Below are 11,893 nucleotides of genomic sequence, written 5' to 3'. Positions count from 1 at the left end.
CGCCGATCACACGCTCACGAAGATCAACTGACAGCGCCTTGCTCATAGGTGCCAGCCTCCGTCACCAGCACAGAGCTTGAATCAGAATCCGCGGGCCCTGGGAATCCCCAACGATTCAATCAGGTCGCAGAATGCTCTAGTTGAGCGCCCTAGTCTAGGAAGACCGCCCGGTGTGTTCAACGCATGCGAGACCTGGAAAGACGCCCCGCCGCAGTCTGGCGAACCTGCCACCAGGGTCGGGCGGATTTTTGACCGCGCGGGAAGTCTAGCCGTGACCGATGAACAAGCCGTCTAGGGTCGGACCAACCCCTTAGGTCCGGCGCAGCCGATCCAGCCCGTGGCGCTACGGCGATAGACCCGCAGGTCATAGGTTCCAGAAGGCAGGGCCTGGACACTGAGGGCGCCCCCGAAGCCACTGGGCTCCACCACCGGCCGCTTGAAGTAGGCTCCGACGTCGGGGCGCACCTGGTTCATCTCCAGGGGCTGGACGAAGTCGCCGGCCGGGCCGCTGAGCCGGAGCGCGCCCTGGACGGGACGCGGCTCCGACGACAGGTCGGATATCCAGCCGGCCACCATAAGGCCATGCGGCCCCATCAGGGCCTGGTCGACGGCGCAGGTCGTGATGGGGACGGCGGCGTCGAGGCCGGCCAGGGATGGTGGCGCGGCGCCGACCCGCACAAAGCGCCCGCGAGACGGGGCCGACGGCGCCAGGGGACCATGGGTGGGCGCATTCGGAAGGGCCTGCTCGATCCGGGCCTCGGCCGCGTCCGAGACTGGGGGCGAACCGCGCATGGAAAAGCCCAGGCCGTGCTCCTGCACCTCCAGCATCACCACGTCGGGGCGGAAGCGGTCGATCAGGTCCTGGCGCCAGAAGCCGTCGTCGATGTGGGTCAGGACCACCCGGCTGAAGTGCCCCAACAGGAAGGGCGTCAAGGCGTTGGAGAAGGAGTCGCGGGTCAGCAGCAGGGTCGGCTTGCCCGCCTGGCCGGTCTCCACCACCTGGGGCGCGACCCAGCCCCGGCGCTCGGAGAGCCAGGTGGTGCGGTAATCTCCGGCGGCGGGATCGACATAGCCGCGATAGTGGATGGGCACGAAGCTCGCCACCCCGAGCATGAGCGCCAGGTCGCGGGGCGGATTGACCCCGTTCACCACCGGCCGGAAGTCGCTGAGCGGGCGGGTCGGCTGATCGATCCCCTGGGCGCGCAGGCGTTGCATGATCGCGGCGTAGCCGGCATAGGCGCCGTCGCCGGTCCAATGGGTGTCATGGCGGCTGAAGGCGTCGGTTCCTGAGGCGGCCACGGCCAGGACCGGGTCTCGCAGGTGAACCACATGGCCGGGCTCGGTGCGGGCGGCCAGGGCCGCGAGCTTCAGGCTGGTCCGCTGTGGACTGGGGCCGGGGAACCAGGCCGGACCGAGCTGGGGATAGATGGTCTCCTTGGCCGGCGGGACCACCACCAGATAGGCCGCGCCCTTCCCCTCCAGGGTCTCCACCCGCCCCGACAGGCCCCGCAGCCACTCGGCCGCCTCGGCGTCGGTGAGGGGCGGCTTGGCCCGTGCGGGCCCGAGGCGCGTGCCGTCGTTGTAGAACAGCCAGCCGTCGCGCCCCGCCAGCACCCGGTCCGACCCGCTGTCGCCGATCGCCAGCCGGGCGGCGTTCAGCCAGCCGATCAGATAGGGCCGGGCCGGGAAGCGGTCGGCGACCCAGGCGTCGGTCTGGTGGCGCAGATCGGCAAGCTTGGCCGCGCCCGTCCAGGCCGGAGGCCCGGCCAGCACCCGGCCCTCCTGCAGCTGGGGCGGCTTCAGCATGGGCCGCAGCAGGAAGGCTGTGGCCATCAGGACCAGGATCGTGGCGATCAGGCCGGGGCGGGGGACGGGTTTTTCCATGTCCCCCCTCAGAACCGGAAATAGAGGAAGGGGTTGAGGGTCGAATTGACCAGCACCGCGATGCTGAGCACGAAACCGGCGGCCAGGACCGGGGTCGGCAGGACGTGGGCCGCCCGGGTGTCCAGGTGAGCCGGAAGGTGTGGCGAGGGGGCGTCCGACCGCGGGGCCTTCAGCCGGGTCATCACCGCGTGCAGGGTCGGGAAGGCGAAGAGCGCCCCCGCGGCGAAGGCCAGCAACACCTCGGTGTCCAGCAGGTGCCGCAGGGCCAGGCCGAGAGGTTTGAAGGCCTGCGGGTCCAGCATCGCCGTCAGATAGTCCAGGGCGGCCGGAAGGTCGGCGGCGCGGAAGAAGACCCAGCCGATCATCACCACCACCAGGGTGTAGGCGTGACGCACCAACCGCGGCGCGGCGGCCAGCACCCGGTCGAACCCGAACCTCTCCAGCATCAGGAAGGCCCCATGATAGAGGCCCCAGACGATGAAACTCCAGGCCGCTCCGTGCCACAGGCCCGTCAGGAAGAAGACGATCAGCAGATTGCGGATGGTGCGCGCCTGCCCGCCCCGGTTCCCTCCGAGCGGGATGTAGACATAGTCCCGGAACCACGAGGACAGGGAGATGTGCCAGCGCCGCCAGAAGTCGGTGAGCGAGGTCGCCGCATAGGGGTGGTTGAAGTTCTTGGGGAAGGTGAAGCCCAGCATGAAGGCCAGGCCGATCGCCATGTTCGAATAGCCGCAGAAGTCGAAATAGATCTGCAGGCTGTAGGCCAGCGCCCCCAGCCAGGCCGTCGTCGCGGTCAGGGTTCCGGGCGGCAGGCCGAAGGCGTGGTCGGCCACAGGCGCCACGGTGTTGGCGATCAGCACCTTCTGGCACAGGCCGACGATGAAGTACTGGAATCCGAGACCGATCCGGCCCGAGCCCTTGCGATCGCCCTGCAGCTCTTCCCGGATGTCGGCGTAGCGCACGATGGGCCCGGCGATCAGGTGCGGGAACATCAGGATGTAGGCGGCGAACCGGCTGATCGAGGTCTCCACCGGCACGGCGCGGCGATAGATATCGATGGCGTAGCTGATCAGCTGGAAGGTGAAGAAGGAGATGCCCAGCGGCAGGCGGTGGGTCAGGGCCGGCAATGGGTCGCCAGGCAGGACGTCGTTGAGGGTCTGGGCCAGGAAGCCGGCGTACTTGAACCAGGCCAGGACGGCCAGATCGAGCACGATCATCAGGGTCAGGATCAGGCGGCGGCCGCCTTGCGTCCCGGCGCGGTCCATGGCGCGGGCCCCGGCGTGGTTGGCGCCGATCAGCCCCAGCAGCAGGAAGACATAGGCCCCCTCGCCCCAGGTGTAGAAGGCCACGCTGCCCACCAGCAGGGCGCCCGTACGCCAGCCGCTGACGTAGTAGCCAAGCAGGAAGACGGGCAGAAAATAGAAGATGAAAATGATGGACGAGAAGACCATCCGCCCCCCAGCGCCGGTAGACGCGGTTTGTGGCAGGCGCGCGGCCGGGCGGCAAGACGCGCCGGCCCCGATTCAGGGTGTCGGAAGGTTCCTGGTGGAGCCGAGCGGAATCGAACCGCTGACCTCCTCATTGCGAACGAGGCGCTCTACCATCTGAGCTACGGCCCCAGGAGGCGCGGAATAAGCGTTTTCGGACCCCTCCTGTCAAGCGGCAGAAATGCGCGATGGCGACGCAGCGCCTTGCCAGCGACACACGGGCCCCTTTAAACCGGGACCATGGGCAGCTTCCTCTACTTCATCATCAGTTCGCTTCTGAGCCTGCTGATCTTCGCGATCTTCGCCAACGCCATCATCTCGTGGCTGGTGGCCTTCGATGTGATCAACCTGCGCAATCAGGTGGTCTACAACATCGCCAAGTTCCTGGACGCCGTGACCCGGCCGATCCTGGCGCCGTTCCAGCGGATCATTCCGCCGCTGGGGGGCGTGGATATCAGCCCGATCATCGTCCTGCTGATCCTGCAGGGGATCAAGACCTACCTCCTGCCGATGGCCTTCGCACCGCTCATGGCCCTGCTGGGCTGATGCGCCTGCCCGTCCGGGTCACGCCCAAGGGCGGCCGGGACAGGGCGGACGGTTGGGCTCTCGACGCCGAGGGCCGTTCCTATCTCAAGGTGCGGGTCAGCGCCGTGGCCGCCGACGGCGCGGCCAACGCCGCCCTGATCGCCTTCCTCGCCAAGGCGCTGAAACGGCCCAGGTCCGCCCTGCGCATCGTCTCGGGCGAGACCGCGCGGGTGAAGATGATCGAGGTCGAGGGCGCGACCGAAGGCGACTTCGAGGTCGCCTTCGGGCCTAGAGCATGATCGCTTCATGCGAAGTGGGAACTGGTTCGCCGCCCGGAAGCGCGACCCTGCAAAAGTCCTAGGGCGCAGCCCTAGGGATTGTAGGCCCGCTCGCCGTGGGCCGACATGTCCAGGCCCTCGTCCACCGCGTCGTCGCTGGCGCGCAGGCCCACGGTGCGGCGAGTGAGGAACACCAGGACCAGGGTTGCGATCCCCGACCAGGCGCAGACCGCCAGCACGCCCAGCACCTGGGTCACGGCCTGGGACCCCATGGTGACGCCATCGGCATAGCCCACGCCGCCGAGTTCGGGGCTGGCCAGCACGGCCACCAGCAGGGTTCCGAGAATCCCGCCGACGCCGTGCACGGCGAAGACGTCGAGGCTGTCGTCAATCTTCATCCGGTGCTTCACGAAATCGACGGCCTGGTAGCAGATCAGCGAGCCCGCGGCGCCCAGGACCACGCCGCCCAGGGGGCCGACGAAGCCGGAGGCGGGGGTGACGGTGGCCAGGCCAGCCACCACCCCGGTCACCAGGCCCACCATGCTGGGCCGGCCGAACCGCTTCCACTCGATGGCGCCCCAGACCAGGCCCGCCGTGGCGGCCGACAGGTGGGTGGCGATCAGGGCCGCCCCGGCGTTACCGTCGGCGGCCAGGGCGCTGCCGGCGTTGAAGCCGTACCAGCCGACCCACAGCATGCCGGCGCCCATCATGGTCATGCCCGGATTGTGCGGCGGCGACAGGTCGCGCGGGAAACCGTCGCGCGGGCCAAGCCGCCAGGCGATCAGCAGGGCCGAGACCCCCGCCGTGGCGTGGACCACCAGGCCCCCCGCATAGTCCATCACCCGCATCTGGGCCAGCCAGCCGCCGCCCCAGACCCAGTGACAGACCGGCGCATAGACGACGATCAGCCACAGGCCGGAGAACACCAGCACGGCGGAGAACTTGATTCGCTCGACGAAGGCGCCGACGATCAGGGCCGGGGTGATGATGGCGAAGGTCATCTGGAAGGCGAAGAAGACGCTCTCCGGCAGGGCGCCGGTCACCGCGTCGCGGCCCACCGAGACCAGACCGAACTTGGCGAGGTCGCCGATCAGCGGGTTGGATCCGGAGAAGGCCAGGCTGTAGACCCCCAGCAGCCACAGCACCGAGGCCAGGCAGGCGATGGCCACGCAGTGGGTCATCACCGACAGCACGTTCTTGGACCGCACCAACCCGGCATAGAAGAGCGCCAGGCCCGGCAGGGTCATGAACAGGACGAGCGCCGTGGCGCTGAGGATCCAGGCGGTGTGCCCGTGATCGATGGCGGGCGCCGGAGCCTGGGCCAGGGCCGGCGACGCCAGGGCCAGACCTGCGATCAGCGCGCCCAAGCGCGTCAGCATACGAACCGTCATGCCCCGTCCCCCAACTGGCCAGGGGGCCTTGGCTACAGGAGTCTTTGCCTGTTGTGCAGGCACATTTTTTCAGGGCGCGCGCAAAAAGCGGGCAGGGGGCCTCAGGCGGCGAGGACGATAGGTTCGGGCGGCAGGACGTTGTCCAGGGACAGCAGGCTGACGATGCCGGTGTCGGTGGTCATCACGCCGTTGACATAGTTGAGGATTTCGCCGCCGATGTCCGGAGGCGACTGGATCAGGCCCTCGGTCACCGTGAGGATGTCGGAGACCGCGTCCACCACCAGGCCCACCTGGGCCTCACCGATCTGGGCCACCACCACCACGGAGGAGGCGTTGGGTTCGGCAGGCCCCAGGCCCAGGCGCGCGCCCAGGTCGATGACCGGCAGGATGGCGCCGCGCAGGTTCATCATCCCCAGCACGTGAGGCGGGGCATGCGGCAGGGGCGTGGCCGCGGTCCAGCCGCGGATCTCGCGCACCGCCATGATGTCGATGGCGTAGGATTGAGCGCCGATGCGGACCGAGATCAGTTCGGCGCCCGGCTGGGGTATGGAATGGCTCATTCTCGGAACACGTCCCAATCGTTCTGTTCGGGGTCGATTTTGACCAGTATCCCTATGAACCTGCTCGATTTCATTAACGGCGCCGCCCGTTTTTCGGAGTCGATCCAAGGGGTTGCGGGCCCGGTCGCCGCGCGACTAGGCTGACGGCTAGGGGGACACGACATGACATTCCGCATCTTCGCCGGAGCCGCGGCGCTCACCGCCGCGCTGCTGGCCTTCGCCACATCCGCGTCGGCGTTCGACGCCCGCAAGCCCGCCGACGTCCTGGCCGTGCTGCAGACCAATGGCGCAAGCGGCGAACTCAAGACCGACGACAAGGGGCTGCCCTGGATCAAGGGCCTGGTGGGCAAGCTGATCTTCGAGGTCAACTTCCTGAAGTGCGACAAGACCAAGACCGTCTGCGACCTGGTGGTCTACCAGCTGGGCTGGGACGACGACGACCTGGTGAACTTCGAGCAGGTCAATCTGTGGAACCGCAACGCCTATCTGTGCCCGGCCTATCTCAACAAGGACAACCACCCCTATGCCTGGTACGCCCTGCGGCCGTCGGTGAACGACCGGCGGGAGGATGTGGTGGCCCAGCAGAAGGAATGGCTGAGCTGCGTCGCCGACTTCGACGATTTCACCAGCGCCCCCGCCACCTATTTCAAGACCCAGTAGCCGGCCCCAGGGCCCCGGAGGCGTTGTGACACGGCAGAACCTGGGCAGGATGATCGGCGAGGCCCGCCGCATCGTCGCCTTCACCGGGGCGGGAATCTCCACCGAGTCGGGCATCCCCGACTTCCGCTCTCCCGGCGGGGTTTGGAGCAAGATGAGCCCGATCCTGTTCCAGGACTTCGTCGCCGATCCGGCCAAGCGCCGCGAAGCCTGGGGGCGGGCCTTTTCCGGCCGGGCCGGGTGGGTGGGCGCGTCGCCCAATGACGGCCATTTCGCCCTGGTCCGCCTGCTGGAGGCCGGCAAGCTCTCCAGCGTCATCACCCAGAACGTCGACAATCTGCACCAGGACTCCGGGATTCCCGCCAGTCGCGTCATCGAGCTGCACGGCAACGCCAGCTACGCCACCTGTCTGGACTGCGGCATGCGCCACGAGCTGGCGGACCTGAAGACCCGCTTCGTGGAGACCGACGAGCCGCCGGTCTGTCAGGCCTGCGGTGGGATCGTGAAGACCGCCACCATCTCCTTCGGGCAACAACTCAAGCCCGACGTGCTGCGGAAGGCCGAGCTCGAGGCCCTGAACAGCGACCTCTTCCTGGTGCTGGGCTCGTCCCTGGTGGTCTATCCGGCCGCCGCCCTGCCCCAGATCGCCAAGCGCAACGGCGCGGCCCTGGCCATCATCAATCGCGAGCCCACCGATATCGACGGCATGGCCGACCTGGTGCTGAACGACGAGATCGGCCCGGCGATGAGCGAGGTCGCCGCGTCACTCTAGAGCATGTCAGGCGCAAGTGGGCGCCGGTTCGCCGCCCGGACATGCTCTAGATTCAAGAAGATAGACCCCTTTTTATCCGATCAGGTTGATTCAACCTGATCCGGAAAGGGTCTAACGGTCAGGCCGCCGGCTTGACCGGCCGGGCCCGCAGCTTGGCGGGGGTCGGATCGGCGCGAAAGTCGGCCACCTGGCCGATCTTGGCGTTGCAGGACGGGCAGCGGATCACGACGTCGTCGGCCAGCTGATCACCCACATTGAAGCCCGCGCCGCAGGGCTTGCACTTCCAGGCGAAGACCTGGGGCGGCGGTGGGGGCGGAGGCGGCGGCGGCGCGGCCTTGCGGATCGGCTCCGGCCCCAGAGGCCGCGTCGGCGGGTTCTTTAGGCTCAGGATCTTGCGGGGGCGAGGTTCGTCGGTCATGGCGCTTTTAGATCTTGGGCGACAGGCGCCGCCACCGGAACTAGGCCTCTTGGTCTGGCGGGGCAAGGCGCCCGCGGAGCATCAACGCACCCGATGCCCGCTTGGCGATGAATTTTTAACGCTCGCGGCGGAGGATTCGTCGGTGATTCCCATGGAGTTCCGCCATGCTGACCCCCGAATGCTGCCGCGCCGGCCGCGCCCTGCTGGACTGGAGCCTGAAGGACCTGGCCGAGAAATCCGGTGTCGCCTTCACCACCATCTCGCAGTTCGAGAACGGCCGTCCGGCCCACGGAACCACCCAGAAGCGCCTTACCAAGGCCCTGGAACAGAACGGCGTGAAGCTGCTGGCCGAGGCCGGCTGGACGGGCGCGGTGCTGCTGCGCCGCGCTTGACGGCCCGACTCCCAGGGACGACATGCTCCCGGCCAAGTCCACGGGGTTTGAGAGTCACATGAAAGCCTGCTTCATCACCGGAGCCGCCAGCGGCATCGGCCTGGCCACCGCCAAGCGTTTCGCCGCCGAGGGCTATTTCGTCGGGCTGTCCGACGTGGACGAGGACGCCCTGGCCAAGGCCGCCGAAGGATTCGATCCCGACAAGGTCCTCGCCGTGCGCCTGGACGTGCGCAACGAGGCCGCCTGGGGCCTGGCGCTCGCCCGCTTCGGCAAGGCCAGCGGCGGCCGGCTGGACGTGATGGTCAACAATGCCGGCCTGGCCCGCTACGGCTGGTTCGACACCCAGACCTCGGCCGACTGGGACCTGCAGATCGACGTCAACCTTCGCGGCGTCATCTATGGCAGCTATGCCGCCCTGCCCCTGCTGAAGGCCACCAAGGACTCGGTCCTGGTGAACATCGCCTCCAGCGCCGGCCTGTCGGGCCCGCCGCGCCTGGCCGTCTACGGCGCCACCAAGTTCGCAGTGCGCGGACTGTCTGAGGCGCTGGACCTCGAATACTCCCGGTTCGGCGTCCGCGTCGTCTGCATCATGCCGGGCTACATCGACACCCCCCTGCTGGACTCCACCGCCAACGCCGAGGGCCAGGTGTTCCGCAGCGCCATCGAGGAAGCCCAGTCGGTGCCGGGCTCGGTGGAGGACGTGACCAAGGTGATCTGGGACTCGATCTCCAGCCCCCACCTGCACCACGGGGTCGGCGCCCACGCCGAGAGCCAGACCCAGGGCCTGCGTCCGGCGGTGGAGGCCATGCGCGCCTATTGGAAGGGCGTGTTCTCCAAGACCTGATCGGCGCGGGCCTCGAGGTCGCCCGGCGGGATGCAGACCAGGTCGTAGCCCAGGCGGCGGTAGGTCTCGATATGGACCTGCCCGAACCGCAGCGCGTCCTCGTAGCTGATGCGCCGCGCCGCCGTGGGCGTGACCGCCTGATCTGGCGAGGTCATGATGTCCTGGGCTAGACCTCGACCCCGGCCTCCCGCAACAGCCGCACCAGGCGCTTGAGCAGGGTGGCGTTCTGCTTGGCCATGGCGAGCACCAACTCCGGATTGCGGGCCTCGTTGGCCCCCACCAGCCCCTGCTCGGTGTCGACCAGGGAGCCGGCGTCGATCAGCTTCTGGATCCGCCGCCGGGCGGTCTCGTAGGAGAGACCGAGCGACAGGGCCACGGCGTTGCGGCTGATGGGCCGCTTGATCTCGAAGGGCTCCGGCTCGTCGATCCCGCCGTACCGCAGCGACAGGGCCGGGTCGGAGCCGAGGTGGGCCACATTGGCCACCGCCACGGTCGAGAGGATCAGGGCGTCGAGGGGATCATGCGTCCCGCCACGCAGCACCGCGCTGTAGATCGAGATCACATAGTCCATCGACAGCCGGGAGATCAGCCGGATGTGCCTGGGATCATCCATGGGCCGGGTCCAACGGGGGGGGGGCGGAAATCCCTGACGTGATTCGCCGGCGACGGGACGCCTGGATTTCAGGATCGGAAGGAAGAAGTGGTGCCGCTTAGGTGACTCGAACACCTGACCCCATCATTACGAATGATGTGCTCTACCAGCTGAGCTAAAGCGGCCTGACGCGGCGGGGCGGCGAACCGGCCCGCGCGGGAGCGCCTATTTAGCTGCTCTGGGCGCGCTCGCCAAGCGGCGCCTCGCGTGACTTCGTCTTTGGCTCACCGGCGGGGGTGGCGGAGGCTCGGGCTCGTCGTCATCATAGCGGCCTTCCTCCACGCCGTAGGGCGGCGGCGCGGCCTCCTGGCCCGCCAGGAACGGGGCGGAGTCGGTATAGGGAACCGGCAGTTCCGGGAGCTCGCTCATGGTCTTCTCGGCCCGCTCGTGGCGGGGGTGGATCAACTCGCCGGTCTCGGCATAGACCGCGGTCAGCCGCGCCCAGTCGGCGGGCAGGTAGGCGAAGGCCTGGCCCTCGGGGTCGAGATCGGTCCAGTCCGGCTCCTGCGGCGCGCCCACCCCGCGCGCCATCCACAGCCGGGCCTCGTCCGGCTGACCGGCCGCGAACGCGACACGGGCGAACAGGCCGGCGATGCGGATCGTCAGCGGCTCGTCCGCCAGGGCCTTGGCGGCCTCACGGGCGCGGCCTGGGACGCCGTCGATCAGGGCCTGCTCGACGAAGAGAATGCGGCTTTCGCGGGCGGTGGGGTTGAGGTCGGCCAGGTTGTTCAGCCGCTCGGCCCGCTGGCGGGGCGTCTCATTGGTCTTCAGGTCGCGGTAGGCCAGCCACAGAGCCGGGTGGGGCGCGATCTTCCAGGCGGTCTCCAGGACCTGGGCGGCGCGGCCCGTCTTGCCGTCGGCGGCCAGCAGCCGGCCGGCCATGACCACGCCGGGCGCGAAGCCAGGCTGCAGCTTGGCGGCCTCAACCGCGAAATCGGTCGCCTGGGACCGCGCCTTGGGCTCGGCGGCGTTCTCCAGTTGAGCGGCCGAGGCGGCCAGCAGAGCGGCCCGGGCGCGTTCGGCGACGATGGGCGAGACCACCTTGCGGTCGAGGGCGCTCTTCACCAGGTCCAGCGCCCCCTCCCAGTCGCCCGCCTCGAGCCGCGCCTCAAGCACGGCGCGCCAGGCCCAGCGGGCGGTTCGACCCATTTCATAGGCCTGCTCGGCGTGACGCAGGGCTGCGGCCTTGTCGCCCTGGGCCAGGGCCTGGGCCATCAGGCCCCGGTGGCCCGCCAGGCGCATCTCGGGGAAACCCAGCATGGCGGAATAGGCGGCCTGGACAGCCACGGCGTCACCGGCCGCCTCGGCGGCCTGGGCGGCCAGGACCCGAACCAGACCGGGCGCCTCGTCGGCGAGGTCGGCGGCCTTGAGGGCCAGACGCCTGGCCTCGGAGCCATCCCCGGCGGCGGCGGCCAGGAAGCCGCGGGTCAGAGCCTCATTGGCCTGGCGGCGGCGATCCTCGGCCCGGGCGCGCTCGGCCCGGCGCGGCGCCTCCAGGATCCAGAGCAGCAGCCGCCAGCCGATCATGGTCAGCAGGGCGACGAGCAGGGTGATCAGCACCATGGCGGCCGCGGTCATGTCGGCTCGCCAGCCCAGCCAGATGATGCTGGCTTGGCCGGGTTCGCCGGTGATGGCCAGTATGGCGGTGGCCAGCGCCACCACCAGAAACACGGCGATGGCGGTGCGGATCATGCGCCGCTCCGGGCCAGCCGGGCGAGATCCTCCAGGGCCTGGACGCGGACGGCGGAGATGCGGCGGTCGATGTCGGCCCTGGTCTCGGCGGCGGCGCGCCAGGGGGCCAGGGCCTCCCGGCCGCCGGCTGGCAGGCTCTCCAGGGTCCGCAGGGCATGGTCGAGGTCGCCCTCCGCCACCTGGCGTTCGGCCCTGGCCAGCAGGGCGTCGACGCCTGAGCCCGGGACATCGCCCACCTGGCGCAGGGTGACGACGCGGGACAGGGCGGCGCCCAGACGGGCCATCAGACCGGCCCCCTCACCCGGGGCGCGGGCGGCCGCGGCGGCGCGGGCGGCATGGTC

Annotated in this window: 15 protein-coding genes and 2 tRNA genes; 6 read left to right on the top strand and 11 right to left on the bottom strand. The window is 69.2% G+C overall.

The features are described 5' to 3' along the window. Positions 1-291: 291 nt before the first annotated feature. The 3 genes from Q8N10_RS02060 to Q8N10_RS02050 all read right to left on the bottom strand — a co-directional run bounded on the left by Q8N10_RS02060 (position 292) and on the right by Q8N10_RS02050 (position 3,503). Positions 292-1,884, bottom strand: coding sequence for a hypothetical protein (locus tag Q8N10_RS02060; RefSeq protein WP_304780750.1), 1,593 nt, complete (start codon positions 1,882-1,884; stop codon positions 292-294). Positions 1,885-1,892: 8 nt separating this feature from the next. Then, on the bottom strand, positions 1,893-3,335 hold the full coding sequence (locus tag Q8N10_RS02055; protein WP_304780747.1) for an MBOAT family protein: 1,443 nt from the start codon (positions 3,333-3,335) through the stop codon (positions 1,893-1,895). A 92-nt stretch (positions 3,336-3,427) separates the two neighbouring features. Continuing rightward, positions 3,428-3,503: transfer RNA gene (locus Q8N10_RS02050), tRNA-Ala, on the bottom strand. A gap of 108 nt (positions 3,504-3,611) precedes the next feature. Between Q8N10_RS02050 and Q8N10_RS02045 the strand changes: the two genes are divergently transcribed. Together Q8N10_RS02045 and Q8N10_RS02040 are read left to right on the top strand one after the other, a co-directional pair. Further along, positions 3,612-3,917: a YggT family protein gene (locus tag Q8N10_RS02045; RefSeq protein ID WP_304780744.1), complete on the top strand. Its 306-nt coding sequence runs from the start codon at positions 3,612-3,614 to the stop codon at positions 3,915-3,917. Further along, the gene (locus Q8N10_RS02040; RefSeq protein ID WP_304780741.1) at positions 3,917-4,195 is read left to right on the top strand and encodes a DUF167 family protein; all 279 of its coding nucleotides are present in this window, start codon (positions 3,917-3,919) and stop codon (positions 4,193-4,195) included. Before Q8N10_RS02045 ends, Q8N10_RS02040 begins: the two co-directional genes overlap by 1 nt. 71 nt (positions 4,196-4,266) lie before the next feature. Here the strand turns inward: Q8N10_RS02040 and Q8N10_RS02035 are convergent, their stop codons facing one another. Both Q8N10_RS02035 and Q8N10_RS02030 read right to left on the bottom strand, forming a co-directional pair. Further along, positions 4,267-5,553: an ammonium transporter gene (locus Q8N10_RS02035; protein ID WP_304780737.1), complete on the bottom strand. Its 1,287-nt coding sequence runs from the start codon at positions 5,551-5,553 to the stop codon at positions 4,267-4,269. Positions 5,554-5,666: 113 nt separating this feature from the next. Then, positions 5,667-6,125 (bottom strand): chemotaxis protein CheW, encoded by a 459-nt coding sequence (locus Q8N10_RS02030; RefSeq protein ID WP_304780734.1) that lies wholly within the window; start codon positions 6,123-6,125, stop codon positions 5,667-5,669. 162 nt (positions 6,126-6,287) lie between these two features. On the opposite strand from Q8N10_RS02030, the gene Q8N10_RS02025 reads away from it, so the two are divergent. Next, positions 6,288-6,785 carry a YbjN domain-containing protein gene (locus Q8N10_RS02025; RefSeq protein WP_304780732.1) on the top strand — a complete coding sequence of 166 codons (498 nt, stop codon included), beginning with the start codon at positions 6,288-6,290 and terminating at the stop codon, positions 6,783-6,785. Between the two features lie 25 nt (positions 6,786-6,810). Continuing rightward, positions 6,811-7,554 carry a Sir2 family NAD-dependent protein deacetylase gene (locus tag Q8N10_RS02020; RefSeq protein WP_304780729.1) on the top strand — a complete coding sequence of 248 codons (744 nt, stop codon included), beginning with the start codon at positions 6,811-6,813 and terminating at the stop codon, positions 7,552-7,554. Between the two features lie 118 nt (positions 7,555-7,672). Here the strand turns inward: Q8N10_RS02020 and Q8N10_RS02015 are convergent, their stop codons facing one another. Then, positions 7,673-7,972 (bottom strand): hypothetical protein, encoded by a 300-nt coding sequence (locus Q8N10_RS02015; protein ID WP_304780727.1) that lies wholly within the window; start codon positions 7,970-7,972, stop codon positions 7,673-7,675. Between the two features lie 164 nt (positions 7,973-8,136). On the opposite strand from Q8N10_RS02015, the gene Q8N10_RS02010 reads away from it, so the two are divergent. Next, a complete protein-coding gene (locus Q8N10_RS02010) occupies positions 8,137-8,364 on the top strand; it encodes a helix-turn-helix transcriptional regulator (RefSeq protein WP_304780725.1) in 228 nt (75 codons plus the stop codon). Positions 8,365-8,422: 58 nt separating this feature from the next. Beyond that, a complete protein-coding gene (locus Q8N10_RS02005) occupies positions 8,423-9,208 on the top strand; it encodes an SDR family oxidoreductase (RefSeq protein ID WP_304780724.1) in 786 nt (261 codons plus the stop codon). On the opposite strand, the gene Q8N10_RS02000 is transcribed toward Q8N10_RS02005, so the two are convergent. The 5 genes from Q8N10_RS02000 to Q8N10_RS01980 form a co-directional block, all read right to left on the bottom strand. Further along, positions 9,178-9,363 (bottom strand): AAA family ATPase, encoded by a 186-nt coding sequence (locus Q8N10_RS02000; RefSeq protein WP_304780722.1) that lies wholly within the window; start codon positions 9,361-9,363, stop codon positions 9,178-9,180. The genes Q8N10_RS02005 and Q8N10_RS02000 overlap by 31 nt on opposite strands. Positions 9,364-9,374: 11 nt before the next feature. Further along, positions 9,375-9,821 carry a hypothetical protein gene (locus Q8N10_RS01995; protein ID WP_304780720.1) on the bottom strand — a complete coding sequence of 149 codons (447 nt, stop codon included), beginning with the start codon at positions 9,819-9,821 and terminating at the stop codon, positions 9,375-9,377. A gap of 88 nt (positions 9,822-9,909) precedes the next feature. Next, positions 9,910-9,985 (bottom strand) — tRNA-Thr (locus Q8N10_RS01990). A gap of 40 nt (positions 9,986-10,025) precedes the next feature. Continuing rightward, positions 10,026-11,552 carry a heme biosynthesis protein HemY gene (locus tag Q8N10_RS01985; protein ID WP_304780718.1) on the bottom strand — a complete coding sequence of 509 codons (1,527 nt, stop codon included), beginning with the start codon at positions 11,550-11,552 and terminating at the stop codon, positions 10,026-10,028. Further along, positions 11,549-11,893: mitofilin family membrane protein (locus Q8N10_RS01980; RefSeq protein WP_305663861.1), on the bottom strand; the 345-nt coding region annotated here is incomplete at its 5' end. The genes Q8N10_RS01980 and Q8N10_RS01985, both read right to left, overlap by 4 nt.

This window comes from Phenylobacterium sp. (genome assembly GCF_030693625.1).
In the GTDB taxonomy this organism is placed as follows: Bacteria; Pseudomonadota; Alphaproteobacteria; order Caulobacterales; family Caulobacteraceae; genus Phenylobacterium; species Phenylobacterium ferrooxidans.
The sequence above is the reverse complement of the archived record's forward strand: the minus strand, read 5'-3'. Positions and strand labels throughout refer to the sequence as shown.

Coding starts and splice junctions, on each gene's coding strand:
- Q8N10_RS02045 (WP_304780744.1), top strand. CDS start 3,612: ATGGGCAGCTTCCTCTACTTCATCATCAGTTCGCTTCTGAGCCTGCTG.
- Q8N10_RS02025 (WP_304780732.1), top strand. CDS start 6,288: ATGACATTCCGCATCTTCGCCGGAGCCGCGGCGCTCACCGCCGCGCTG.
- Q8N10_RS01985 (WP_304780718.1), bottom strand. CDS start 11,552: ATGATCCGCACCGCCATCGCCGTGTTTCTGGTGGTGGCGCTGGCCACC.
- Q8N10_RS02060 (WP_304780750.1), bottom strand. CDS start 1,884: ATGGAAAAACCCGTCCCCCGCCCCGGCCTGATCGCCACGATCCTGGTC.
- Q8N10_RS02010 (WP_304780725.1), top strand. CDS start 8,137: ATGCTGACCCCCGAATGCTGCCGCGCCGGCCGCGCCCTGCTGGACTGG.
- Q8N10_RS02040 (WP_304780741.1), top strand. CDS start 3,917: ATGCGCCTGCCCGTCCGGGTCACGCCCAAGGGCGGCCGGGACAGGGCG.
- Q8N10_RS01995 (WP_304780720.1), bottom strand. CDS start 9,821: ATGGATGATCCCAGGCACATCCGGCTGATCTCCCGGCTGTCGATGGAC.
- Q8N10_RS02015 (WP_304780727.1), bottom strand. CDS start 7,972: ATGACCGACGAACCTCGCCCCCGCAAGATCCTGAGCCTAAAGAACCCG.
- Q8N10_RS02055 (WP_304780747.1), bottom strand. CDS start 3,335: ATGGTCTTCTCGTCCATCATTTTCATCTTCTATTTTCTGCCCGTCTTC.
- Q8N10_RS02000 (WP_304780722.1), bottom strand. CDS start 9,363: ATGACCTCGCCAGATCAGGCGGTCACGCCCACGGCGGCGCGGCGCATC.
- Q8N10_RS02005 (WP_304780724.1), top strand. CDS start 8,423: ATGAAAGCCTGCTTCATCACCGGAGCCGCCAGCGGCATCGGCCTGGCC.
- Q8N10_RS02030 (WP_304780734.1), bottom strand. CDS start 6,125: ATGAGCCATTCCATACCCCAGCCGGGCGCCGAACTGATCTCGGTCCGC.
- Q8N10_RS02035 (WP_304780737.1), bottom strand. CDS start 5,553: ATGCTGACGCGCTTGGGCGCGCTGATCGCAGGTCTGGCCCTGGCGTCG.